Below are 25,622 nucleotides of genomic sequence, written 5' to 3'. Positions count from 1 at the left end.
TTCAGTCTACAAAAATGTTTAAATTTATTGGCAGTAGTTGATTCCTGTAGGCTGATAAGGGTTTGGTTGTGAAATCGTTATCAGTATTATTGATAACCTTTCATCACATCCTGCATCAGCAAACGCATCGAAGTAGGGCTGGCACCAGTGGTATACCAGGCATCGGCATCCACAAAAACCACGCGCTTATTCTTCCATGCTTTGGTGGCGCGCAATAACGGATTGGTTACCTGAGCCTCCGTAATCACTGGCTGATGTTCCATTACCGAAGTGCGGTCGATGATATACAGAATGTCTGGGTCAGCCCGTTTGATAAACTCACTGGAAATTGGCTGCCCATGCAGCGTGGTGCTGGTGTCATTGCTGGCCGGTTTTACTCCCAGATCGCTGAAAATAAAGCCGTAACGGGAATCCACCCCGTAATTGCTAAAAGAACCATTGTTGTACAGTACCACCAGCGCCTTTTCCGGCCGTCCTTTTGTTACCGCGCGTACTTTATTCACCTCTGCATCCAACTGCGCCACCTTAGTGCTTGCCAGCTCTTCACGGTTGAAAATCTTACCCAGCGTCAGCAGATGGTTCTTAATTGTGTCTAGATGTCCGTGTTCACTGTTATTGAAATTAATTTCATAATACAGCGTGGGTGCAATCTCACTCAGCTCCTGATAATGGTCTTTCTGAATCGGAGTCATTAAAATCAGGTCTGGTTTTAAGGTATGGATGCGCTCCATATTCGGCTGCACAATACTGCCTAAGTCCGCAATATCATCATGATTATTTTGATATTTTTTCAGAAAATGCGGAATAAAATCCTTAGGCATGCCGGCAATCGGCACATTGAGCTGATCCAGAAAGTCTGCTTCATTCATATCCAGCGCCGCCACCCGCTGTGGCACATCATTAATTGTGGTGGTACCCAGCTGGTGTTTGATAACCAGTGGTTGGGCACGCATTTGTACCGGTGTGGCGGTTGTCGGTGCCGCCTGCTTATCACATCCACTCACCGCCAGCAGAGACATCACCGCCGTCAGTCCCAGCACACCGAGTGCACTTTTTCTGAGTTTCCCGTTCATATTTATCCTTTCAACGTATGAAAATACTGACACACATAACCATGCTTACCCTGACTGATTTCAAATTCCAGTTCATATAGCCCGCTCAAACGCTCTTCTGTTATGACTTCATGAGTAGCCCCGCTGAAATACACCTGTCCCTGTTTTAAGGCCACAATATAATCAGAATAATTGGCCGTAAAATTAATATCATGCACCACCATAATCACCGTTTTTTGTTGCTCCTCACACAGCCGCCGCACCGCTGACATAATCTGTACCGCATGATTCATATCCAGATTGTTTAGCGGCTCATCCAGCAGCAGAATCGGTGTTTCCTGTGCAATCGTCATTGCTAAAAAAGCCATTTGGCGCAGACCGCCACTTAATTCATCGATATACACATCGCGCAGCGCGCCCAGCCCCAAAAAATCAATGGCCTCATTTATCACCTGATGGTCGCGTGCAGACAGCACCCCGTGCCCATACGGAAAACGGCCGAAAGACACCAGCTCCTTTACCGTTAGGCGCAGGCCGAAATAAGTCGACTGGCGCAGCGTTGCCACCAGACGGGCATATTCAGCAGTCCGGATGGCAGCGATATCCTGCTTTTCCAGCAGAATCGTGCCCGAAGTAGGGGATAGTAAACGGGCCAGAATCATGAGCAGTGTGGATTTACCTGCCCCATTCGGCCCGATCAATGCCGTTACCTGATGCAGCGGCAGCTGCAGATTAATATCCTTCAGCACCGGCTTATGGCCATAACTTTTACAAATATTCCGAATATCAATCATGCCATTCCCCGATGACGCACAATCAGCAGCAGGAAATACACCCCGCAAATCAGATTAATTAAAATACTGACCGTGGTCTTATAATTGAACACATGCTCCACCAGAATCTGCGCCACCAGAAACACCGCCACCGCCACCGCACTGGCAAACCATAGAATGCGTTTATGCTGAAAATGGCCGGCAAAGGCATAAGCCATATTGGCAATAAATACACCCATAAATGCCGTCGGCCCTACCAGACTAGTCGATACCGCTACCAGCACCGCAATCAGACCAAATCCCCAGCGCACAAAACGTGCGTAATCTACTCCCAGCGACACAGCCTGTTCTTCACCCAGTGCCATCACATCCAGCGTGGATAGATACGGGTAGCCCAAGCTGCCCACAACCAGCATCGCTACTGCTGCATAAATTAGAGTCTGAATTTCCGAATGATTAAACGAAGCATAATTAATACCCTGAAACACCGAAAATTCACCTGGGCTAATTTTCAGCTCAATAAACTGCGTCAGCGTCGTAATCACCATCGTCAGCACCAGTCCAAACAACAGCAATAACCACAGATTCTGCCGTGCGCGTGGCAGCAGAAAATGATGAATCAGCCATGAATACAACAGCATCAGACCCATTGAAGCAAAGAAATTGCCATTGAGTCCCAGCAGCCCCAAACCACTCTGTCCGAGAAAAAACAGCAGCAGCACCTGCCAAAACAGATACACCGATTCATAGCCCATCACTGCTGGCGTGAGAACACGGTTGGTCACCAATGTCTGAAATACCACCGATGACACCGCAATGCACATACCCGCCAGCAGAATCGTTCCCAGCCGCAACAGGCGTTTGGGCAGTACATAATCAACATCAAAGCCGGAGTCATACAGCATAAAAAAAACCGCTAGTCCGACAATGCAGGCACATAGTATCCAGAAGCGACGGTTCATCAGCGTAACCCCCGCAAAATCAGCAACAGAAACACAATGCCGCCCACCGCTCCAGCTGTTAGCCCAATCGGTACTTCGAACGGATAAATCAGCAGACGGCCGCAGATATCACACAACAGCAGCAAGCAGGCACCACCAAGCGCCACCAGTGGCAGGGTTTTAGCCAAATGTTCACCATATTTCAGCACTACCAAGTTTGGAATCACCAGCCCAATAAATGGAATCGATCCCACCGTAATCACCGTGGCAGCCACCGTTATCGACACCAGCAGCAACCCCAGCGCCACCGTACGCCGGTAGCCCACACCCAGACTAGTGGCCATTTCCGCCCCCATGCCCACCACTGTAAACCGCTGAGCAAACACAAAGCTCAGCACAAGCACCGGAATCAGCACATACAGCAGCTCATAATGCCCCTGTACCACACGGGCAAAATCACCCAGTAGCCAACCTTGCACATTTTGGAGAAGATTATATTTATAAGCATAGAATTCAGCTGCGGCACTGAGCACACAGCCATACATCAGCCCGATAACCGGAATCAGCACAACTTGTTGAAAACGGATTCTGGCAACAATCAAAATATAAATCGCACCGGCTACAAAACAGAACAGCAGTGCCGTCAGCATTTTGCTGAACACACCGGCTGAAGGCAGCAGCACCAGCGATACCAGAATGCCCAGCTTAGCCGCATCCAGCCCGCCAGCTGTTTCCGGCTCCACAAATTTATTGCGGACAATCTGTTGCAAAATCACCCCGCTAACAGACAGTCCCATACCCGTCAGAATAATGGCTATCAGCCGTGGCAAACGGCTGGCGCGTAGCGTCAGCCAGTCACCCTCTGCACCGGCCAGTAAGCCCGACCATGACACCGGATCTGAGCCTACCAGCAAAGACACAATGCACAAACTGATAAACACAGCTGTCAGCGCGCGATACATCAGCCTAAAGCCTTATCAGCGTGACAACAGCACCTTGCTATCGACATTGAATTGAAAATAAGAAAAACCCCAAGCCGGCAGGATAAATTCTGCGCCTGCTCTGGCTGAAACCGCCCGCGCATTGATTCTCCTCAAGAAGGTGTATTGAATTCTTATCTCATGAGCACATGATTCATTACATATGCCAAAAATAGATAACACCGATTATTATTGATGGAAATGAGAATCAATTGTATTATATTGCTAAATTATATGTAAAGTCTTATTAATACAATAAAAACAATCTAGCTTCAAAAGCAGAATAACACCGACACAAGCCCCTCAAATAGTTAATAAAAGTTAATTTATTGGCTTTTTATACCAATAAACGGCCATCAATTAACATTTACTCACTTAGCATAATCAGGACAAGAGAGGTTAAACAGCATGCTCAACACCCAAACAGCACCATCACCCGCTACCGAACATGAAGAATATATCTGGATGCAGCAATTGCAGGAACCGGAGCAGATAAAATATCAGCTCACAGCATGGCAGATGCATCCTGCTCCGGAGACTGCCATCCTGCAACAAAGCATTCAAAATCTGCTCAGCAACCATCCCGATTTAAATACCCGTTACGAATTCACCGATGATGGCGATTTATACAAATATCCAGACACAGACTGGACAGCCTGCATACATCATGAGCAGACAGACTCAGACAGCGTTGCCGGCTTATTAACCACTCTGGCGCAGCTTCAATGGCAACCAGAAAGCATGTCACCATTTTTGGCCGATATCATCAGCACCAGCACCGGCGTTACACTAGTTTTTCGCCTTCATCCAGTACTCTCACAATCATTCACAACCGAAGAACTATGTGAAGAAATAATGGCTGAATACACCAAGTTGAGTCATTCCACCCACCCACCCGAGCTGATTTTTATTAATCTAAGTGGCCTCAACACCATGGCTCAGGCACATGATAACAGTGCCATTTCTGACCTTATTCTGACCGAGTTCAGAAACACACTGGCCGAGCCGGATATGTCAGCGGACGATGACTTCTTCGACTTTGGTGGCCATTCACTGCTGGCTACCCGCGTCATTGGCAACCTACAAAACAACCACGGCGTCAAACTCACCTTCAACGACTTCTTCAAATCACCCACCGCCCGTGCACTTGCTACCGTCGCGCGGCAAGAGCAGGCACCAGCCAACACCACTGAAGCACAGCCGGATGAGCAGGCACCCCTAACACTGGCGCAGGATTTTCTATGGCAGGCCTACCGTGCCTTCAACTTTAGTCCCATATATAACTTACCCTTTGCTGTAGAATTTCAGCAGCCAATCAATGAAGAAGCTTTGCATCAGGCTTTTCAGGATTTAATCATCCGCCACGTTGGTTTGCGTACACTATTTCGCAGTGATGGAAAGCAAACCATACAATACACCGTGCCTGTAGCCGAACTAAAGCAATACCACTGGTTCTGGCCAAGCAGCGACAGCACCGGCGCCACATTAGCCAGCGAAGCAGCCTACCAGTTTGATCTGACCCGCGAACTGCCACTCAGAATCCGGTTATTAAAAGCCAAAAACGGCCACACCATTCTTTCCTTTCTCGTGCATCACATGGTCATCGACGAATGGTCTCTAAATACCATCATGGCCGATTTAAACACTGCCTACGCCGCGCGCCTGCAAGGTAAAGCGCCTGAATGGCCAAATAGCGTACCGAGTATTCATGAATTTGCACGCCAGCAGCGTTTGCACGGCATCGACCCGCAACACCTCGAATACTGGCGCAGCCGTCTGCAAGGAGCCGTTACCGGCCTGAACCTAAAAACAGCCGTACCCGCAACCAGCAACAGCGTCCCACAGGTAGAATGGCTGCAACTCAGTTTCGACCACACCTTCCATCAACAAATTTCTGCCTTTGCCAGAACCCACCACACCTCAATTTTCAGCGTGTTTTACACCGCCATCGCCAGCGTGCTGCAAAAAGAGGGCAATTTACAGGAAATCGTTATCGGCACCTCCGCTTCCGGCCGTACCGACCCAAATTACTTTGACACCGTCGGCTACTTCACCACCATGGTGGCTCACCGTATTCATTTTAGTCCGCAGCAGACATTCGATTCCCTGCTGGCTGCCACCAGCCAGCAAATCAACGAATCCATGGAATATGCCGATATCCCGATAAACTACATCCAGCAGGCCATCGGCATCCCCGATAATCAGGGCTTAATGTTTGATGTATACATCCACATCCACTCCGGCAATGCCCTCAACGGCGAGCTCAACACCCCACAGGGTAGGGTTCCCTACCGGCAAATACTGCCCGAGCGCAACGAATCCATGTTTGGCCTGCATTTCGAAATCATGGAAAATCTCATCAATAACCAGCCCAGCCTGAGCATGATCATCACCTATCAGGCACACCGCTTCCCGAGCGCATTAGTCCAACGCATCGCCGCTGAAATACAACAGCTATTGCTGCAATTGGCCGCTCAGACTGTCATCAAAGCAGGTTGCTAAACCATAGTCCCAAAAACAATAAAGTGCTTAAATCTACTTTAAGCACTTTATTGATATTATTTTCTAACCCTAATGCCGCATCTTCTGCTGCACCTGTCGCACCACATCCTGTATCGTCTTACAACGCAGCAGCAACGGCGCCTCAAGCTTAATATCAAACTGCTCTTTAATCCGGCCAGCCACCTGCATCAATTGTTTCAGTCGCATGCCCATCGCTAGAATCTCAGTGTATCCAGTGATATTTTCAGTACTGGCAGCCGATTGCGAGTGGAAGTCGCGGAAAATCGCCACAATATCCGCAGCCAGAGTCTGCTCCTGCACTGAAATGGTCTCAGCCTGCGGTGCAGACGGATACAATTGTTCCTGTGCCATTTGCTGAACCAGCTTGCGGTCAATTTTTACATTGCGTGTTAGCGGAATTTCCTCAACCGCCAGCCAGCGCGTTGGAATATGCGATTTAGGCAGGCTCAACAGCAGACGTTCTTTCAACGCCAAAATATCCACATCCTCCATCCCCGCCGGCAGCTTATACACGGCCACCAGCTCCTGCATCGCTGTTACAGGATGCGTACAGCCCACCACCACACAATCGGCTAGGCCGCCGGATTTAGCCAGCACCGCTTCCACCTCTGCCGCCGAAATCCGTACTCCCTTAATCTTCAAATAACCTTGCGTACGCCCCGCAAAAATAATATTGCCATCCTCACGGATATAGCCCAGATCACTCATACGTATTGCAACTTTTCCGCCTGCGCAGTCCAGCGGCACAAAATCATTGGTCAGCATCTGCCCATTAAGCAGATAACCATTGGATAGATTCACACCTGACATATACATTTGCCCCACCTCACCAAGCGTACACGGCTGCAATGCTTCATCCAGAATATAGTAGCGGTTGTATGGCAAGGCCTGACCATAAGGAATCACATCCACATCTTGTGCTGTTATTTCATGCCATATACTCCAGATAGTGGTTTCCGTCGGCCCCCCCAGCGAAAACAGACGAGCCTGTGGTAGTTGCTGGCGTAAATACTCAATCAGAGCAGGCTTAATATAATCACCTCCCTGTGCCACCAGCCGCAACGATTGTAATTGCTCCGGCCGCGCCACACTGCACAGCATATCCACAATTGCCGGCACACTCACCCACACTGTAATCTTGTGTTCGGATACCAGCTCAGCCCATGCACACGCATCCTTCACTTGCATTATCGTCGGTACTACCAGCGTTGCTCCCTGAGCCATCGCCGCAAACACATCGAATACCGACATATCATGATGGAATGGCGTTACCGCCATCAACACATCTTCCTGCCGCACTTGCCACCTGTCGATTGTGTGTTCGAGCACATTGGCCGTAGCCTGATTATTCAGAACCACACATTTCGGCACCCCCGTACTGCCGGAAGTATACAAATAATAAGCCGCACTTCTGTCCAGCCGGTAGCGGCATTCCGGCACCGGCATTAACGAAACTGCCGGTAGCTCATCCAGCACAATACATTGCCGGTCAGCAATATGCGCTTGTGCAATCACGACATCAACCTCACTATTGTCGAGCAAATACACACGCCGTGCCGGTGGTGCGTCCATATCCACCGGTAACCAAATAATGCCCAGCAGCGCGCATGCCACCACCGCATACACATGCTCCGCGCTTTTAGGCAGACACACCGCCACCACCGCGCCAGCTTGTAAATCTTTTTGTTGCAATGCCTGCATGAATCTGGCCACCTGTTCACCCATCTGTGGATAACTAATGGCCTGACCAGCATAAAAGAGAGCTGTTTTATCCACCGCACCTGCAAATAAATTACGCCGGATACGTTCCAAAAAATCAAATACCTGCTTCCCTGTGCCTTCTGTATGCAATCCGTCCGGTACATAGTCATCTGATGCAGAAGGGTAGGGTTGCTGTAGCGCGGCTTGGTCAGATTGCATATCAATTTCTCCCATTATCGTGATAACACAGCGGCAGCCATCAAGCATTGCCCGCTCAGTTAACTGCCTGCTGACAAACACATTCTATACATGATTAACGCTTTTTAAAAGATAATAATAATTATTTTCATTTATAAATATAGGTATGATTTATAAATATTTTTCTAATCGTATCTGATTGTCAGATATATTTTGTCAAACTCAGCAGGTAATAATTGCCAGCCGCAGAAGAGTAGGGACAAATTGGCTGAAAGAGCAGATTTGTATAAAACATAAACAGCCGCAAACATTTAGCAGGAATAAATCACAACAATATTTTTGTTGCTCCTTATTATATGTACACATATAATAAGTTTGCTTATCAAAAAGGGAAAACAATGGACAAAATAGCAATCACTTTCACTCTGCCAACCACAGCTACACCAGAAAAAATCTGGCCTTACTACACTGAAATCGCATTGAGACAGCAGTGGGAAACCGATCTAGAAGAATTTCACCTCACAGGCAAACTCAAAACCGGCGTACAGGGCATGTTTAAAATTCAGCATATGCCTGCAATGCCTGTAACACTTTCAAAAGTCATAACCAATCAGGAATTTACCGAAGAATTTAATATGCCCGATATCGGCTTATTATATTTTTCCCACCAGATCGTGCAGCTAACAAAAGACCAATATGCCCTAAAAGCTGAAATTGCGCTCATTCCTGATGAAAAACTTGATAATGCCGCAACGCGTGATTTTCTAAAACAAATCTCTGATGATATTATGGACAAAGCATACGCATTGAAACATCTCGTCGAGAACTAAAAAATGAGTCAGGACAATAAATTTCATACACAATTTACCAAAGATAGCGATTCAATTGGTTTTGTTTTCATGAAAACTTATTCGTCCTGGCACAACCAAATAAAAAATTGTCTCAAACAGCAGCACATCACCCATCCCCAGTTTATCGTACTAGCCACACTTGCCTATTTGTCACAATATGAGCAAGAAATCACACAAGTCTTACTCGCCGATAAAACCAATATCGACGTCATGACCATCTCACAGATACTGGAAAATTTAGAAAAAAAAGACTATATCATCCGCAGCGTTTCCAGCAGAGACAGTCGTGCCAAATCCATTACCCTCACACCAGCCGGCTTCGACAAGGCCAATCAAACCGTGCCTCTAGTCGAGCAAATAGACCAGCAGTTTTTCGCGGCATTAGGGAAAAATAAAAACCGCTTCCATCAGATGCTTTTAGCCCTGTTGAAAGTTTAAAACTAAGTTTTCTTCGGTTTACTTTAACTATAGTAGACTTAAAATGTTAATTATACCAACATCATTTATATGGCAATTGGCTGATATTGCCAATCATTGTTTCCCCAAATTATAGAAAAATTTGCCACAATTATGATCAAAGATTGATTTATATTTGAATAAAAATTGTTTTATTGAATACAAAAAAATAACCGCTCTTGGCGGTTATTAATGGTGGCCAGAGGCAGGATCGAACTGCCGACACACGGATTTTCAGTCCGTTGCTCTACCGACTGAGCTATCTGGCCATCGGGGAAGAGTGCGCATTAAACCAGATATTAGCGTGCTTGGCAAGTATTTTATTGGTTTGGTTGTTTATATGATTGTTTCTGTAACAGAAAAATCTGATTCATGACATTTTGCCTGCTATATTGGCAGCCAAAGCTCCACTCTAAATGCTTTCTAGGTCTAGTTTTTGGTTAATAGTGGACGGGTAAACGGAGCTGTATTAAGGTAAGCATTTTTTATCACAAAGGCGAAACAGATGCAGGGCGAAGATAAGCCGCAATGGTTAAATGGCTGGTGGCAGCAATGTACGCATACACCGTCGCCGAATTTTAGTCCCCGCCCGCAGCCGGCCGATATATCGCTAATTGTGTTACATAATATTTCCCTGCCACCCTTTGAATACGGACAGGAAGCAGTACAGCGGCTGTTTACCAATCAGATTAAAGCGGATGAACCGGATGATTTTATGCGCTCGCTTACTGCTTTGCGCGTATCCAGTCATTTCTTGATTGAGCGCAGTGGTGCTTTAGTGCAGTTTGTATCCTGTGATGATGCAGCATATCAGGCGGGCGTATCGCGGTTTGAGGGGCGAGAAGGCTGTAATGCGTTTTCGATTGGTATTGAGCTTGAAGGCTGCGATTTTGAGCCGTTTACAGAGTTTCAATATGCACAGCTAATTGAGTTATTGCAAGCATTATGTGTCCGTTATCCGATACGCGCAATTACTGGTCATCAGCATGTGGCGCCGGGACGTAAGTCTGACCCAGGGCATTTTTTTCAGTGGCAGCGGCTCTGTGAGCATCATTTGCCAGTAATAACGGATTATCAATGGCCTTTGTAGCTTAAAGCTGCCTGTGGGTGGTATTTTTGGTTATAATTCCGGTTAACTGTTAATTAAATTGCGGCTTTCGCAAATTGTCTAGTAGGAATGTAATGAGTGATTCTGTATTGATTGTGCTGGTGGTGGGTGCAGCCATTATTCTGGCGGTACTGGCCTATAATATTTATCAGGAAAGCCAATACCGCAAGCAGTTGCGTGATCAGTTTGGTCATGCCAATAAAGATGCTTTACTGGACAGTCAGGTAAATTCAGTACGCGATGGTGCAGAAGCACAGTCGGTGCTGAATACCAAAGCCATGGTGCCAGAGCCTGAGGCGGATAAAGCTGCAGATGCTGTGGCGGCGCAGGCTGAAACCATATTTACCGGTGAAAACGTCGTGCCCGAAGCCTCTGAAGAGCTGGTAGCGGAAGAAGAAATCATTGAGGCGGTAGAGCCTGTGCCGGCAGCGGATTCTGAAGAGATTACAGCAGGGAATACATCTGAACGTGCCCCGATGGTGCCTTTATCACGTACTGTTGCAGTAAAAGGACGTAAAACTTTGCTGGACGTACACGATATGTCCAAACAGCCACTGCCATGGTTTGATGTTCGTTTTGATTATCTGGCTTATATTGCTTTGTACGAACCGAAAGAATTGCATGCTATGCCGCGCTTGAGCAGCCGTTCCCGTTTTAGGCTGGTGGGCTGCACCATGGACGACCGGTATCAGATAGCTGAGCCGATTCCTAGTGTTTACTATCAGGGATTTGTGGTTGGTTTACAGGCAATCAGTCGTAGCGGTCTGCTGACCCATGAAGAGCTGGCGCATTTTGGTGAACAGGCAAATCGCTTCGCTGAGCAGATGGATGGTCAGTTATTGTTAACTGATATTAACACTTTCCTCGATGTGGCGCGGCCGCTCGATGAGCTGTGCGCCCGTGTTGATCAGACCATTGCCATTCATCTAGTATCGCGTAGCAATGTTAGTGGAATGGAATTGCGCACGGCGGTGGAAAAACAGGGATTTGAGCTTGGGCACGATGGGGCGTTTTTTTATGCCGGTAGTGATGGTGAACCTTTGTTTAATATTGTTACCTTGGATAACACGCCGTTTACATCCACTTTGTTAGCAAATCAAAATTATCGTGGATTCAGTATGTTATTTGATATAGTACATATACCGAACGGCGAAAAATGTTTTGATCAGTTTATGGATATGGCAGTTAAGCTTTCTAGTCAGCTGGGTCTGGATCTGGTTAATGATAAAGTGGAAGAATTATCCACTGAATGGCTGCGAGAAGTGCGCCGTTATGTGATTGACCGGCAGAAAGAAATGAAGCAAGTTGAGCTGGAACCCGGAAGTGAACTGGCAAAAAGACTGTTTTCCTGATATTGCCTGAGATTTTAATTACAGAAGAGATGGCAAGCCGCAGAATGGGGTTTGCCATTTTTTTTAGCTGCTTTAAGGAAAGACTGCTATGGATTCAGTAAGCGAACAGCAAATAATTGATTTAACTGCACTGCTTAATCGCTATGCCCATGAGTACTATGATTTGGATGCGCCTACTGTCCCAGATGCTGAATATGACCGGCTGTTTCGACAGTTACAAGCATGGGAAGAACAGTATCCGCAATGGCGCCAACCAGACAGCCCAAGCAGACGTGTGGGTGGGCAGGCGCAGCAAAAATTTACTGCAGTGGTGCATCAGATTCCGATGTTATCGCTGAATAATGCATTTTCACCGCTAGACGACAATAATAAGTTTGACCACAGCGAAATGTACGCTTTTGATAAACGTGTGCGTGATGGTCTGGGTGCTGAGCCTGATTATATTGTGGAACCGAAATTTGATGGTCTGGCCATCAGTCTGCTTTATCGGGATGGCTTACTGATACAGGCTTCAACCCGTGGCGATGGCTATACAGGCGAAGACGTAACCGAAAACGTACGCACCATTATCAATATTCCTTTGCGCCTGCAAGGAGAGGATGTACCCAGTGTGCTCGAAGTGCGGGGTGAGGTACTGATGCTGAAAGCAGATTTTGAGCGGCTCAATGCGCACCAGCAGGCAGAAAATCTGAAAACTTTCGCCAATCCGCGTAATGCCGCCGCCGGCAGTTTGCGCCAGCTTGACCCAAAAATTACCGCGCAACGACGCTTGCATTTCTATGCTTATGGTGTGGCACAACTGGATGAACGCTTTGCCGTAGCAAGTCACAGTGAAGAATTAGCTTTAATGGCTCGTTTGGGCTTAACCATTCCGCCGCAAGATACTTTATGTTATCACGCCAATATCGAAAAAATACTTGCCTTTTATGAACATATTTATCAGGTGCGTGCTGATTTACCATTTGGTATCGATGGTGTGGTGATTAAGGTTGATAATCTGGCACAGCAGGACAAACTGGGCTATGTGGCACGCGCACCGCGCTTTGCTATTGCGCAAAAATTTCCAGCTGAGGAAATGTTGACTACGGTAGAAGCCATTGATGTACAGGTGGGAAGAACCGGTGCGGTAACACCGGTGGCGCGATTAACGCCTGTATTTGTCGGCGGTGTGACCGTGACAAATGCTACATTGCATAATGAAGGTGAGGCTCAGCGCAAAGATGTGCGCGAGGGTGATACCGTGATTGTGCGTCGTGCTGGTGACGTGATACCGGAAATTGTATCGGTGGTGCTGGCACAGCGGCCGATGGTGGAACAACAAACCGATTTAATCACGCCTGCAGAAGCAGTACCAAAGTATCCGCCATTTCGTATGCCGGAGCATTGTCCTGTTTGTGGTCATGAAATTGTGCGCGAAGAGGGCGAAGCAGTAGCGCGCTGTAGTGGCGGCATGCTGTGTCAGGCACAGCGTGTACAGGCGCTGATTCACTTTGCATCACGCCGTGCCATGGATATCGAAAATCTGGGCGAGCGCCAAATTGAATTGCTGGTAGCTCAGAAACGCGTTCATCATTTTGCTGATGTCTATCACCTGCAACTAGATGATTTACTGGCGATGAAGCAGCAGGCTAAACAGGAAGCGGCCAATAGTGAAGAGGCTGTGGCAGATGAGCTTGCTTTATCTACAACCGGTAAAGCGGCCAAGCAGCAGCCTTCCAAATGGGCTGAAAATATTCTTGCTGGTATTCAGGCTAGCCGTCAGCGCCCGCTTGCCAATCTTATCTATGCTTTAGGCATTTTTCATGTTGGCGAACGTACAGCCAAACAATTGGCACAGGCTTTCGGTGATTTGACTACCCTAACACAGGCTACCGAGCCTTTATTAGCCTGTTTGCCAGATATAGGCAGTGTAGTAGCACATTCTGTGGCTTATTTTTTCAGTCAGGAAGATCAAACCAGCCAGTTAAAGGAATTACTTGCTGCCGGTGTGCAACCTCAGCCGGAAACCCGTCGTTTGCCACTGCAAGATTATTTTATTCCTGAGCGTATACTCGCACGCTTACCAGGAGCAAATCTGACTGAGTCGCGAGCACAGAAATTATGGCAACTGGCCGGTATGGATTGGGTTAAGCTCTTTACCGACAAAGCTTTACCCGAAAGCTGGCAGCTGTGGTGTGCTGAACCACAAAATCATGAATTATTAAAACAAACTATAGCTTTGCGCGAGCAGTTGCTTGCCGTTCAGCCGGAACAAATTACATCAGCAGCCAATGAAGCCGTAGCCGGTAAAACCTTTGTGCTTACTGGCACTTTACCTAGCTGGTCGCGCGATGTGGCTCAGCAGCATATTGAAGAATGTGGTGGAAAAGTAAGTGGCAGTGTGTCAAAGAAAACCGATTTTGTAGTGGCTGGAGCAGATGCGGGCAGTAAGCTGGCCAAAGCGGAAGCACTTGGTGTTACCATATTAGATCAAAGCGCATTGATGACCATGTTGGGAATAAAAGAATAGAACTGATGAAAATACAACCAATTCGTAAATGTGTATTTCCGGTGGCGGGGATGGGTACCCGCTTTTTACCGGCTACTAAAGCCAGCCCTAAAGAAATGCTACCGATTGTAGATAAACCACTGATTCAGTATGCAGTTGAAGAAGCAGTGGCAGCCGGCTGTACCGAGCTGGTTTTTATTACCGGCCGTAATAAACGCTGTATTGAAGACCATTTCGACAAAGCGTATGAGTTAGAAACCGAGCTGGCATATCGTAACCAAAATAAACTACTAGATTTTGTGCAGGATATTTTGCCACCCAATGTTACCTGTCTGTATATCCGTCAGCCCTTAGCACTAGGGCTGGGACACGCTGTATTATGCAGCCGTGCGGCCATCGGTAAAGAGAATTTCGCCGTGGTTCTGGCTGATGACCTGATAGATGCCCAGCCGGGAGCATTAAGCCAGATGATGGAGGTTTATTATCGTACTGGCTGTAATGTACTGGGCGTGGAAAATATCGATCCGCAGCAGACTGGTGCATATGGTATCGTGGAAATCGCCAGCGAAGATACGGATGATTATATCCAGAGCATCGTCGAAAAACCGCATCCTGATGATGCACCTTCACATCTAGGTGTAGTAGGTCGCTATATTTTGTCTGCACGTGTATTTGATTTTCTGACAAATCTTCCGCGTGGTGCTGAAGGTGAAATTCAGCTTACGGACGCAATTGCCCGCCTGCTAACTGAGCAGAAGATGATTGCGTATGCTTTCAGTGGCACCCGTTATGATTGCGGTGATAAGCTTGGTTATCTTGAGGCTACCGTAGCTTATGGTTTGAAACATCCTTTAGTTGGAGAAGATTTCCGGAAGCTATTGCAACAAATGGTTTGTTAATTATTTCAATAGCCGGCCTGTATCAGGTTTTGCTCCCAGGCCGGTTATGAAAATCACGTTATTTAATTCAGACACCAGTTATAGTAAATATCTATTTCTAAATTCCGGTAGCTAAAAGGTTTTAACAAGATCAGTTTTTTATTTGTTCCCAACTTATATCATATTTAGCCAGATATTTTTTCAGTCTGTCAGCATCATTGGCACGCTGTTTCTGCGCTCGTGACACCGCAAACAGATAGCGACCCGCTTCAGATAAAGTTCGGCTCTTGCGGCATATTTCCAGCACTTTTTCCAATTGATAGCGGTCAAACTCATCTAATTCAGCCGGAATCAGCGCATCCCTAAGAGTGTTTTGCTGCCAATGTCGCTGTAAACGCTGAATTTCATCTTCAACCTGCGCCAAAGTAATATTACCTTGAGTAGCCAGCGTCGCCATGCGGGTAATGGACGCAGTAAGCTCGCGGAAATTACCAGTCCACAAAGCAGTAGCCGAAGTGGCAAAATTTACATAACGGCTTCTTGATTGCTGATTAAACCGTGGCATGGTGCCATATTCCTGTGCAAAGCGCGCCAGCTCAAAATCGATATTTGGCTCTATATCTTCCTTACGTTCCGCCAGACTGGGCAATTGATAGCTCCATAAATTAATGCGCGCGTACAAATCTTCCCTAAACTTGCCTTCTGCAATAGCCTGCTTTAAATCTTTATTGGTACCGGCAATCAACTGAAACTGACTGGATACCAGCTTATCCGAACCAAGCGGATAAAATTGTTTTTCTTCAATCGCTTTCAGCAGAATAGCCTGCTCATCCAGCCCCAGTTCGCCAATTTCATCCAGAAACAGCAAACCATTATCCGCCTGTTTCAGTAAGCCGCTTCTGGCCGTAATGGCGCCGGTAAATGCCCCTTTGTGGTGACCAAACAAAGTGGACATAGCATTATCACCACACAGCGTGGCACAATTAATTTCCACAAACTGCCCGCTTAGCTGATGCTGATTCAGCTTAAGCTGGTAAATTTGCTTAGCCAGAAATGATTTACCCGCACCAGTAGGGCCACACAGCAGAATGGGCGCATGTGAACGGCTGGCCACCTGTTCTATTTCAGAAATTAACTGATTGTAATGTTGATTTCGGGTGGCAATACCTGATTTAAGTAACTCAGTCGCCTGACTGGCATACTGCTGGAAACGAGTCAGAATCTGGTCGTAGCGGTGTAAATTCAAATCAATAATATTAATCTGCCCTCTACTGCACAGATGCTGGTGTTCTTCAGCTACAGACAACACATTTTCCGCCTTGGCTGTATTTTTTTCAGGGGGAGAAGGTTGCAACAATCTAGCCGGATAAAAGCGTGATTCAGCCAACAGAAACCAGCAAATCTGCATCACATGCGTACCAGTAGTGATGTTTAAAAAATAATTCTCCGCTTCAGCATCAAACTGATAAGTTTTAGCTAAATCCAATAAACAGGTATACACCTCTTCGAAATCCCACGGGTCGCGTATCTGTACCTCTACCGGATTTACCTGAGTCTGCGGCGCAATAGTGTGAATATCCTGCATAATTTCAGTCAGTAATCTCTGATCACAGGCTTGATACAACAGCTCAAGGCGTGAAACCGGCAATTCTGGATGATTGCAGACATCTACCGTAGGCCGCCAGCGCCCCCAGCGTTTTCTTCCCTTGCCGCGCTGGTCAAGAACATTACCCAAAAAGCCAAAAACAACGTTTTTCTTATTCATCTCTTCTTTCTTATCATTTATAAATATACATAAAATTATATATAAAAAGATAAAAAAAGGATGCATTTTATACGATAAAAATGTGCATAAAAAACTTAATAGATTTTTATTTAAATATTAAAAACAATTGTTTATAAATTTTTCTCGAAGAAATTCCCACTTGGTACAGAAATTGCAATAAGTATGTTGTCTGTCATACAGACTGTCTGTTAGGGCAGTCAGGTACTTAGCGAATGCAGTCAGAACAGGTACAAACCAGTTTAGTTGCATTATCAACATGTATTCCTGCGTAGAGCAGACAACTCCCTTTAACGGAGAATATTTGAATAGCTCACTGGTAGAGCAATTGGAACTGATCCAATTTGTAGCAGGTTCGATTCCTGTTTCAAATCCTTGTCAAAAACTTTGTTGTAAAAGCAATACCAGCCAGTAAACAGAAATAAGCTAGTAGTTAAAGCTTAGGCACAGGAAAAACCGCTTAACCGGACAAAATCAGCTTAAGATGATTTATCCGGATAAAAAAACCGGATAGCAGGCAAAAAATTAAAAAAGCATAAACAGGCAGTTTCTAGCTTATGCAGCTTAATCTTTCCCCTGTTATTTCGTTACTTAATCCGTTTGAATGTGTTCATCCTGTTTGCTGGCTGCCGCAACAGGAGAATTAAAATGTTGACCATCATAGATGTAAAAAAGGGTGAACTAGCCATAGTCAGAAAACGCGGTGAGATTGATAACATCATCACCGCAGGCCGGTATACTTTCTGGGATCCCTTTTCAATAATAACTTTTGATCAGGTGGATTTGGCCGATACACAAATTGAGCCGGACACCGCCAACAAACTTATCAATTTTTATCCACAACTGGTTGAAAAATATTGCCATCACGTCAGCCTAGCAGCGGATGAAATAGGCCTGCGCTATGAAGAAGACAAACTGGTAGAAATAATAATGCCCACTACCAAAACAGTGTACTGGCAGAGTTATAAACCACAATTACTAAAAAAAGTTACCTTGCAACAAGGTTACCGCTTGCCGGATGAAATAGCCCAAGAGCTGATACAGGCTAAAAATACCGGCAAAATAATAAAAGGCTTAAACAATCTAACCCTGCATAATTTTACCGACGAAGAAATAGGTACCCTGTTTGTGGATAACCAATTTGTGCAGATTATTCCGCCCAAATCCATATTTGGCATATATGAATTTAAACATAAACTGATACTGGGCAAATTCAAATTACAGGATAGCCGCATTAACGACGTACTGGCAGCATCGATAGAGCAGAACGCACCATCACAAATGGCACATTTTTGCGTGCAGATGCAGGTGGGCGCCAATCAGGCCGGCTTACGATTCGAAGATGATTTATTGGTAGAAATCCTGCCACCAGGTACCAAACGCCTATATTGGCAGAATAACTGCAAGCAACACATGCAGACCATAGAACTAAGCGATGGCTATCAATTGTCTGAACAGATGGTGCAGCAGCTATTACAGCCCAAATTGCGCCAAAAAGAAGTGCAGGGAGACAGCAGCGTACTGATTGCCCAAGTACCGGCCTATCACCTTGGTGTACTGAAAGTAAATGGCAAAGTGGAAAAACTGCTAGATGTGGGTATCACCGCCTACTGGCGTTTCAACCGTGAAATCAGCGTTGACATCGTCGATACACGCTTGCAGACCAAAGAAATATCCGGTCAGGAAATACTCACCCGCGATAAAGTCAATCTGCGTATCAATCTAGTGGCCAACTGGTGCTACACCGATGTATTAACCGCCTATGCCAAAGTTGCACAGCCGACGGATCTGTTGTACCGACAACTGCAATTTGCACTGCGCGAAGCGATTGGCACACGCACACTGGATGAATTACTGGAAAACAAAACTGTAATCGATGAAGTAATCAACGCTCATATGCAAACCAATATGGCTGGCTATGGCATCGAAACAGTTAGTGTCGGCGTCAAAGACATCATACTGCCGGGAGACATGAAAATCATACTTTCGCAGGTAGTGGAAGCAGAAAAAGCGGCACAGGCCAATGTCATTCGCCGGCGTGAAGAAACTTCCGCCACCCGCTCCCTGCTCAATACCGCCCGCGTAATGGAAAACAATCCAGTGGCCTTGCGTTTAAAAGAAATGGAAACACTCGAACGCATCGCCGAACGCATTAACAAAATTTCCGTAGTTGGCGGACTGGATCAGATATTGCATGGATTAATCAATATCCAGCCAAAAATATAGAAAACAAAAACACAAAATCATGCCATCAACTATGGCATGATAAAACCATGGAATAAAAATGACTCAATATAATTTGTTACAAGCGGAAAATGCAAAACCAATCAAAATGTGGACACAAGGCGTATCAGTCGAAGATGAAGCCAAAAACCAGCTAATCAAAACAGCCCAATTACCATTTATCTTTAAACATATTGCCGTCATGCCCGATGTCCATATCGGTAAAGGTTCAACAATCGGAAGTGTTATCCCAACCATGGGCGCAATTATTCCGGCAGCCGTGGGCGTGGATATCGGCTGTGGCATGATTGCTGTACAAACTTCTTTAGTGGCAACTGATTTGCCCGATAATTTATTGCCTTTGCGTCAAGTTATCGAAAAAGCCGTGCCACATGGCATGACCCCCAAATACCGTGGACGAGATAACGGTAGCTGGCAAAATCCACCACCAATTGTCAATCAATACTGGCAGCAACTGTTACCGGGTTTTGAAAAATTAACCGCAAAATATCCACGCTTCTTAAAAACCAAGAATCACAAACATCTAGGTACACTGGGTACCGGCAACCATTTTATCGAAATCTGTCTCGATGAAACTGATAGCGTGTGGATAATGTTGCATAGCGGTTCACGAGGCATAGGCAATGCTATTGGCAACTTTTTTATCGAATTAGCTAAAAAAGATATGGAAGTGCATATCAGAAATCTACCCGATATAGATCTGGCTTATCTTCAGGAAGGGACAGAGCATTTTCAAGATTATGTTGAGGCCGTACATTGGGCACAGGAATTTGCGAGGCTAAACCGTGAAGCCATGATGCATAACGTTATCGCAGCAATGCGCAAAATTATTACCAAACCATTTACCACCCATCTATCCGCAGTAAATTGCCACCACAACTACGTGCAAAAAGAACAGCATTTTGGTGAAGAGATTTTTATTACCCGTAAAGGGGCAGTATCAGCGCGTAAAGGCGAACTAGGCATCATACCGGGTTCAATGGGCACCAAAAGCTATATCGTGCGGGGATTAGGTAATGAAGAAAGTTTTTACTCTTGTTCACATGGCGCAGGAAGAATAATGAGCCGAACCGATGCAAAAAAGCAATTTACCATAGACGACCAAATCAAAGCCACCGCCCACGTTGAATGCCGAAAAGACGCAGACGTAATTGATGAAATACCCATGGCTTACAAAGATATCGATGCCGTCATGACCGCCCAAAAAGTACTAGTGGAAATCGTGCATCAATTACGGCAGGTAGTGTGTGTAAAAGGGTAAAAGGCATCGAGAAGAAATCATCTATATCAATAAAATATCAAATATCACCAACCTTGATACTGTTAATAGATATCCTGATGCAAGCAAGGTTTTGCTTATTATCCAATAACTTATTATAAATGCTATTTATAATAAGTTATTGGATAATAAGGTGAAATATAACGTTATCTTAATATTATTTTATTTGTTCTGTTTATGCAGAATCTGCATAAATAAAACTATTCAGTGAGAAAAAAGGAATTAGATATTATTTATGGTATAGAAAAGAGAATTTTATTGATTGAGTAGTAACTTAAAAAATATTTAGAATAATCAATTCTAAGAGGCAATATGTCTATATTAAAAAATCCAATATTAAATAATCCAATATTAAATAATGCAGTTGATTCTGTCCAAATTGGCCTAGAAGATTATCAAGCTATAGAAAAAGATCCACGTAGAGAGTTATCATCTATAAGAAATATTTACGCGGGGGTTTTGCTTCTCTATAAATATAAATTACAGCAACTAAGTCCTGATGGTTCAGATGAAGTGTTACTTAAAGCAAAAAATTGTTCCTCAAAAGGATACCAATACAGAGCATATTGCTTGGGTAGGTTTAGGAAAAAAAACAGTTGATGTGCAAGAAATAAAAGATAGACTTAAGGCTTTAAATATTTCAATTAATGAAAATAATCTAAATACGTTGCAGAAAATCCGTAATGATATAGAGCATTATTACATACAAAAAACAGGATTAAATGTAAAAGAACTTATTACAAAAGCTTTTCATCTAATTATAGAATTTTGCCCTTATATTAAACATGAACCAGTCAAATTATTAGGTAAAGATTACTGGCAAATCATGCTTAATGTTGCAAAAATTTATGATGAAGAAAGGAAGATGTGTTTAGAAAATTTAAAAAACGTTTTATGGAAGTATAAACAGGTTGAAGATAATATTTAAGAATTAAGATGTCCAAAATGTGATTCAGAATTAATTAAAGCAGTTGATTTCCACAAAAAAGATGATTTTGATTTTTTCTGTTGTGCTTGTGGTATAAAGTCTTCCTATGAAGAAGTGATAGGTTCATCAATTGTTGATGCTTTGAACAACCATTATGATAATGTTAAGGGAGCGGAGCCTCAAACAGAAACTTGTCCCGAGTGCGAATATGATTCTTTTTCAGTTGTTGAGAGGCGATGCCTAGCATGTCACTGGGAACTGGAATATAATTATTGTAATGTTTGTGATGCAGATTTAACTTTAGATGAACAAGAATTAAATGGTTTATGTAGTTATTGTTCATACAAAATTGAAAAAATCATGAATGAATAAAAATTTGTAGAATTATAATTTTCCCAACAAATTTCTGCTATTTCGGCTAAATTGTTATTCATAATATATTTGATACTTCTACTAAAGCATTTTAATTTTAATTCAACAATTTATAGATAGCAAAATATCTTAGCTATCTATAAATAGTATTTCAAAATTCTTATCTTTTATTAGTTACAATTTTATGTAAAATAAATCCATTTAAAATAGTTGCTTAGTTATATAAAGATTTAGATGTTGTGTAGGCCAAGTAAAATAAACTGGATAAAATTGTACCCAAATAGAACAAGTATATTGTTTGAAGGTGTTATTGTCTTTGCTTTTGAGTTTTTACGTAGTATTTTAAAGATTTTGAAGTATAGTTGTGCTCGATGCTACAAAAAATATTACATAGATTTTAAAATCTGACCAAAAAAAAGAAAAAAACTGATATTATCCTTTGCGTAAAAAAATCATATTTTACATAGGGGGTATCTTGAGAGAGCAATTACAAAATTTAATTAAAAAAAACTTTAGCAAGCAAATGTAAGTTACCTGATGATAGTCTTGGTTTTAAAAAAATAGATATCAGTAATCATAATGATCATGTTTTTATCTGTCATTCTAATGAGTTGTTAATTGATTTAATTTATAACTCTATTATTGACTATTCTTTTAATCAGTTTGATATAGATAAATATCCAGTCGATAACCTTATGAGTAAGGCTTTACAGCAAAAGATAAAATATTCTCAAAAACAAGGTTTAGATATCAAAATTAAATACGGTTTTTATGGTGAGGTTTTGTTGTACTCAATTTTGTACTATTTTTTTCAGGCAAAACCGCTCATTTCAAGAGGATATTTTTATAGTCCTCTTACAAGATCAGAAACTTCAGGTTATGACTCTTATCATTTGGCTCAACATAATGATAAAGTTTATTTATGGTTTGGAGAAGTCAAATTTAAAACATCATTATATTCGTGTGTAACAAGTGCCTTAGATGGATTAAATAGAGCACTTTCAGATGAATATTTATCTCGTAATATTTTAGCGCTCGAAGAATTTACAGATAGATTTTCTATCAATGGTTCTAAAATTGAATCTATTTTAACTAGTTGGAGTGAAAATCCATGTATCAATATCATTGATGAAGTAAAAAAATATGAAATGACCCTCGTTTATCCTATTTTATTAATTTATTCATATGATTCACCTGATTTTGAACAAAAAATCATTAAGGCTATTGAATGTATTGATAATCATAGCAATAATACAAAAATTTCATTGTCAATTGATTATAGATTGTTTTTTATATTAATGCCTCTTGAAGACATAAAAGTTATTAAACAAAGGGTAATTGAATGCATCGAATCGAAAAAACCGCTAATTTAATTAGAAGCCTCAATAATTATAAATCTAATAAGTTAGAAGAATATAAGTTTATTTCAGAAGTATGTAACTATTTTGATTATATTAAAGATGAACCTTTATCAGCATCTGATTTAGAGTTTTTGAAATATATATCCAATGCTGTTGGTATACCACATTATTATGATTTATTAAATAAATTTGAGAAAAATAATAGTTTATCAAATATAAGTCTTAATACAATATCCTCTCTGATTTATGAATCGACATTACATGTCGACGAAAATCTTAAAATACATAGGTACCAAAAAGAAATCTTAAATCAATTTTCACCAGATAAGAAAAACCGGTATTTCTTATCGGCAACAACATCTTTCGGGAAGACTTTTTTAGTTTATGAAATAATACGAAAACTTAAATATAAAAATATTGCATTAATATTTCCAACAATAGCCTTATTATCAGAAAATTTTCAAAAACTAATTTCGAGCCCTGAGTACAAATATTTTAATAAATTTTCTATCCATACTCTTAGCGATGTTCCTATATTAGGTGAATATAATCTATTTATCTATACACCTGAACGGTATTTGTCTTTTATTGATAAACATAAACATATTTCTTTAGATTTTGTTTTTATTGATGAAATCTATAAAATAGATAATGAATATTTAATAGATTCAGAAAATAAAGAAAATAAAGAAAATGAAAGGGATACGGCTTATCGCATAACTTTACATGAAATTTTATCAAAGGCTAGAGATATTTTATTAGTAGGTCCTTATATTGAGTTTCCAGAAAAAGAAGATACAACAATTAATCAATCATTTAATAATTTTTTAAACGAAAATGGATTTGAAATAATTAATTTTAACAAATATGAAATTGTTTCCAAAAACATAATATCAATGAAAAATGGAACAAATAAGATTACAGATGATCTAACTATAACTTTAAATTCTTCAGAAGAAAAATTTATTAAGATTTATAAGATCATTTCTTCGTTATTAAATATTCCAGAAAATGTTCTTTTATATACTAAGGGGACTACAACTGCAGAAAAAACTATTAAAGATATTCTGGAATTAAAACCATTAGTGAATTCAAAAGATTTATCTACCCAACTTAAAAAATTTATTCAACATTTAGAAAAAAACTTTAATATTAGGGATAAAGATAATAATACTTGGATATTAATTAATGCTTTAAAAAACAGGATAGGAATACATCATGGGCGTATTCCAAAATATATTCAAAAAGAAATTGTAGAGCTTTTTAATCAAGGTTCTTTGAATGTGTTGATATCAACTACAACCATTACTGAAGGTGTAAACACATCAGCAAAAAATCTTGTTGTTTTAAGTCATTATAAAGGGAAAAAAGTATTAAAATCGTTTGATGCTAAAAATATAGTTGGTAGAGCTGGGCGGTTTTTACACCATTACAGTGGTAGAGTTTTGATTTTAGATTTGAAGTTTAAAGAAATATTTGAGAGCAAAGGCGATGTAATAAAGTACAAAAACTATGATGAGGCGACAAAAAAAGATGAAATTGATTTATTTATAACAGATGATAAATATTTAAACGCCAAAGACAAAATTCGCAAGTTGGATATTTTAGCAGAAATACAAAGTGAAAATATACCAAATGAAATTATATCAATGTTTAAAACTGTATCTTTTCACGATAAATTGGATATTTATAAAAAAATTAAAGGGCTAAATTCAGAGGAAATAAATCAAATAAAATTATTAATTAGAAATATTAATTCTTCTAAATTATCTATAAATTATGATGGATTAAAAATTATTTTGTATATAATAAAACCTATTATTACTAATTTTGCGCTTAAAAATATAATAGATAGAGAATCTCCAACAAAACAAGGCAACTCTTATCCTATTATTATATATATGTTATCAACATATATTAAGACAGGTTTTCTAGGATGTGTAAGATATCAGTTAGATAAAAATAGTGTAAATATTGATAACGCAATCAGAAAAACTGCAGATTTAATCTTTAATATATTTAAATTTCAGCTAGTTAAATATCTTGGTGTTTTTAATATAATGTATAAATACCATCAATCCATCCTAAATAATTCATCAATAGATAGAGAGGTTGGAATAGATAGACTTTTAATAAAACTTGAATATAACGCAGTGACTGAAAAAGGACGATTAGCCAGTGATTATGGTGCACCGCAAAAAATTATTGATTATTATGAATTTGAAGAAAATAATGATATAAAAAATAGTTTTGATGATTTTGAAACCGAAAAATTTGAACAACTATCTAATATATTAGATAAATAATTCGGATTGAACTCATAAATAATAAGTATTTTCTATTTTTCTAAAGTT

At 42.0% G+C, this 25,622-nt stretch carries 18 protein-coding genes and 1 tRNA gene; 12 read left to right on the top strand and 7 right to left on the bottom strand.

Annotated elements, in window-relative coordinates:
• Positions 1-86: 86 nt before the first annotated feature.
• From J3U64_RS08305 to J3U64_RS08290, 4 genes are read right to left on the bottom strand one after another with little or no spacing between them, the layout of a single operon-like run.
• Positions 87-1,073, bottom strand: a complete 987-nt coding sequence (locus J3U64_RS08305) for a siderophore ABC transporter substrate-binding protein (protein WP_323811400.1) — start codon at positions 1,071-1,073, stop codon at positions 87-89.
• A gap of 2 nt (positions 1,074-1,075) precedes the next feature.
• Positions 1,076-1,846, bottom strand: coding sequence for an ABC transporter ATP-binding protein (locus J3U64_RS08300; RefSeq protein ID WP_100156536.1), 771 nt, complete (start codon positions 1,844-1,846; stop codon positions 1,076-1,078).
• Positions 1,843-2,787: an iron chelate uptake ABC transporter family permease subunit gene (locus J3U64_RS08295; protein ID WP_323811399.1), complete on the bottom strand. Its 945-nt coding sequence runs from the start codon at positions 2,785-2,787 to the stop codon at positions 1,843-1,845. Before J3U64_RS08295 ends, J3U64_RS08300 begins: the two co-directional genes overlap by 4 nt.
• Complete coding sequence (locus tag J3U64_RS08290; protein ID WP_267408897.1) at positions 2,787-3,728, bottom strand: ABC transporter permease; 942 nt, start codon at positions 3,726-3,728, stop codon at positions 2,787-2,789. Before J3U64_RS08290 ends, J3U64_RS08295 begins: the two co-directional genes overlap by 1 nt.
• Positions 3,729-4,154: 426 nt before the next feature.
• Here J3U64_RS08290 and J3U64_RS08285 point away from each other — a divergent pair, with 426 nt between their 5' ends.
• Entirely contained in the window at positions 4,155-6,248 is a 2,094-nt protein-coding gene (locus J3U64_RS08285; protein WP_267408896.1) for a condensation domain-containing protein, read from the top strand.
• 69 nt (positions 6,249-6,317) lie between these two features.
• Here the strand turns inward: J3U64_RS08285 and J3U64_RS08280 are convergent, their stop codons facing one another.
• Positions 6,318-8,189 (bottom strand): AMP-binding protein, encoded by a 1,872-nt coding sequence (locus J3U64_RS08280; protein WP_267408895.1) that lies wholly within the window; start codon positions 8,187-8,189, stop codon positions 6,318-6,320.
• Positions 8,190-8,566: 377 nt separating this feature from the next.
• Between J3U64_RS08280 and J3U64_RS08275 the strand changes: the two genes are divergently transcribed.
• Positions 8,567-8,998 carry a hypothetical protein gene (locus J3U64_RS08275; protein ID WP_267408894.1) on the top strand — a complete coding sequence of 144 codons (432 nt, stop codon included), beginning with the start codon at positions 8,567-8,569 and terminating at the stop codon, positions 8,996-8,998.
• A 69-nt stretch (positions 8,999-9,067) separates the two neighbouring features.
• On the top strand, positions 9,068-9,457 hold the full coding sequence (locus tag J3U64_RS08270) for a MarR family winged helix-turn-helix transcriptional regulator (RefSeq protein WP_267408893.1): 390 nt from the start codon (positions 9,068-9,070) through the stop codon (positions 9,455-9,457).
• A 211-nt stretch (positions 9,458-9,668) separates the two neighbouring features.
• Here the strand turns inward: J3U64_RS08270 and J3U64_RS08265 are convergent.
• Positions 9,669-9,744, bottom strand: a tRNA-Phe gene (locus J3U64_RS08265).
• Positions 9,745-9,980: 236 nt separating this feature from the next.
• Here J3U64_RS08265 and ampD point away from each other — a divergent pair.
• The 4 genes from ampD to galU all read left to right on the top strand — a co-directional run bounded on the left by ampD (position 9,981) and on the right by galU (position 15,322).
• On the top strand, positions 9,981-10,565 hold the full coding sequence (gene ampD, locus J3U64_RS08260) for a 1,6-anhydro-N-acetylmuramyl-L-alanine amidase AmpD (protein WP_267408892.1): 585 nt from the start codon (positions 9,981-9,983) through the stop codon (positions 10,563-10,565).
• Positions 10,566-10,657: 92 nt separating this feature from the next.
• Positions 10,658-11,935, top strand: a complete 1,278-nt coding sequence (locus tag J3U64_RS08255) for a cell division protein ZipA C-terminal FtsZ-binding domain-containing protein (protein ID WP_267408891.1) — start codon at positions 10,658-10,660, stop codon at positions 11,933-11,935.
• Between the two features lie 88 nt (positions 11,936-12,023).
• Complete coding sequence (gene ligA / locus J3U64_RS08250; RefSeq protein WP_267408890.1) at positions 12,024-14,444, top strand: NAD-dependent DNA ligase LigA; 2,421 nt, start codon at positions 12,024-12,026, stop codon at positions 14,442-14,444.
• Positions 14,445-14,455: 11 nt separating this feature from the next.
• A complete protein-coding gene (gene galU / locus J3U64_RS08245) occupies positions 14,456-15,322 on the top strand; it encodes a UTP--glucose-1-phosphate uridylyltransferase GalU (RefSeq protein ID WP_267408925.1) in 867 nt (288 codons plus the stop codon).
• A 130-nt stretch (positions 15,323-15,452) separates the two neighbouring features.
• On the opposite strand, the gene rtcR is transcribed toward galU, so the two are convergent.
• Positions 15,453-17,066, bottom strand: a complete 1,614-nt coding sequence (gene rtcR, locus J3U64_RS08240) for an RNA repair transcriptional activator RtcR (protein ID WP_267408889.1) — start codon at positions 17,064-17,066, stop codon at positions 15,453-15,455.
• Between the two features lie 666 nt (positions 17,067-17,732).
• Between rtcR and J3U64_RS08235 the strand changes: the two genes are divergently transcribed.
• The 5 genes from J3U64_RS08235 to J3U64_RS08215 all read left to right on the top strand — a co-directional run bounded on the left by J3U64_RS08235 (position 17,733) and on the right by J3U64_RS08215 (position 25,574).
• The gene (locus tag J3U64_RS08235; RefSeq protein WP_267408888.1) at positions 17,733-19,310 is read left to right on the top strand and encodes a slipin family protein; all 1,578 of its coding nucleotides are present in this window, start codon (positions 17,733-17,735) and stop codon (positions 19,308-19,310) included.
• A 58-nt stretch (positions 19,311-19,368) separates the two neighbouring features.
• Complete coding sequence (locus J3U64_RS08230; protein ID WP_267408887.1) at positions 19,369-20,589, top strand: RtcB family protein; 1,221 nt, start codon at positions 19,369-19,371, stop codon at positions 20,587-20,589.
• Between the two features lie 517 nt (positions 20,590-21,106).
• Positions 21,107-21,535 (top strand): hypothetical protein, encoded by a 429-nt coding sequence (locus J3U64_RS08225; RefSeq protein ID WP_267408886.1) that lies wholly within the window; start codon positions 21,107-21,109, stop codon positions 21,533-21,535.
• Between the two features lie 983 nt (positions 21,536-22,518).
• Positions 22,519-23,280 (top strand): DUF1837 domain-containing protein, encoded by a 762-nt coding sequence (locus J3U64_RS08220; protein WP_267408885.1) that lies wholly within the window; start codon positions 22,519-22,521, stop codon positions 23,278-23,280.
• Complete coding sequence (locus J3U64_RS08215; protein ID WP_267408884.1) at positions 23,250-25,574, top strand: helicase-related protein; 2,325 nt, start codon at positions 23,250-23,252, stop codon at positions 25,572-25,574. Before J3U64_RS08220 ends, J3U64_RS08215 begins: the two co-directional genes overlap by 31 nt.
• The last annotated feature ends 48 nt before the right edge of the window (positions 25,575-25,622 follow it).

The organism is Snodgrassella sp. B3800 (assembly GCF_026535865.1).
GTDB classification, from domain to species: domain Bacteria; phylum Pseudomonadota; class Gammaproteobacteria; order Burkholderiales; family Neisseriaceae; genus Snodgrassella; species Snodgrassella alvi_E.
This window is presented reverse-complemented; position numbering and strand designations above follow the sequence as displayed.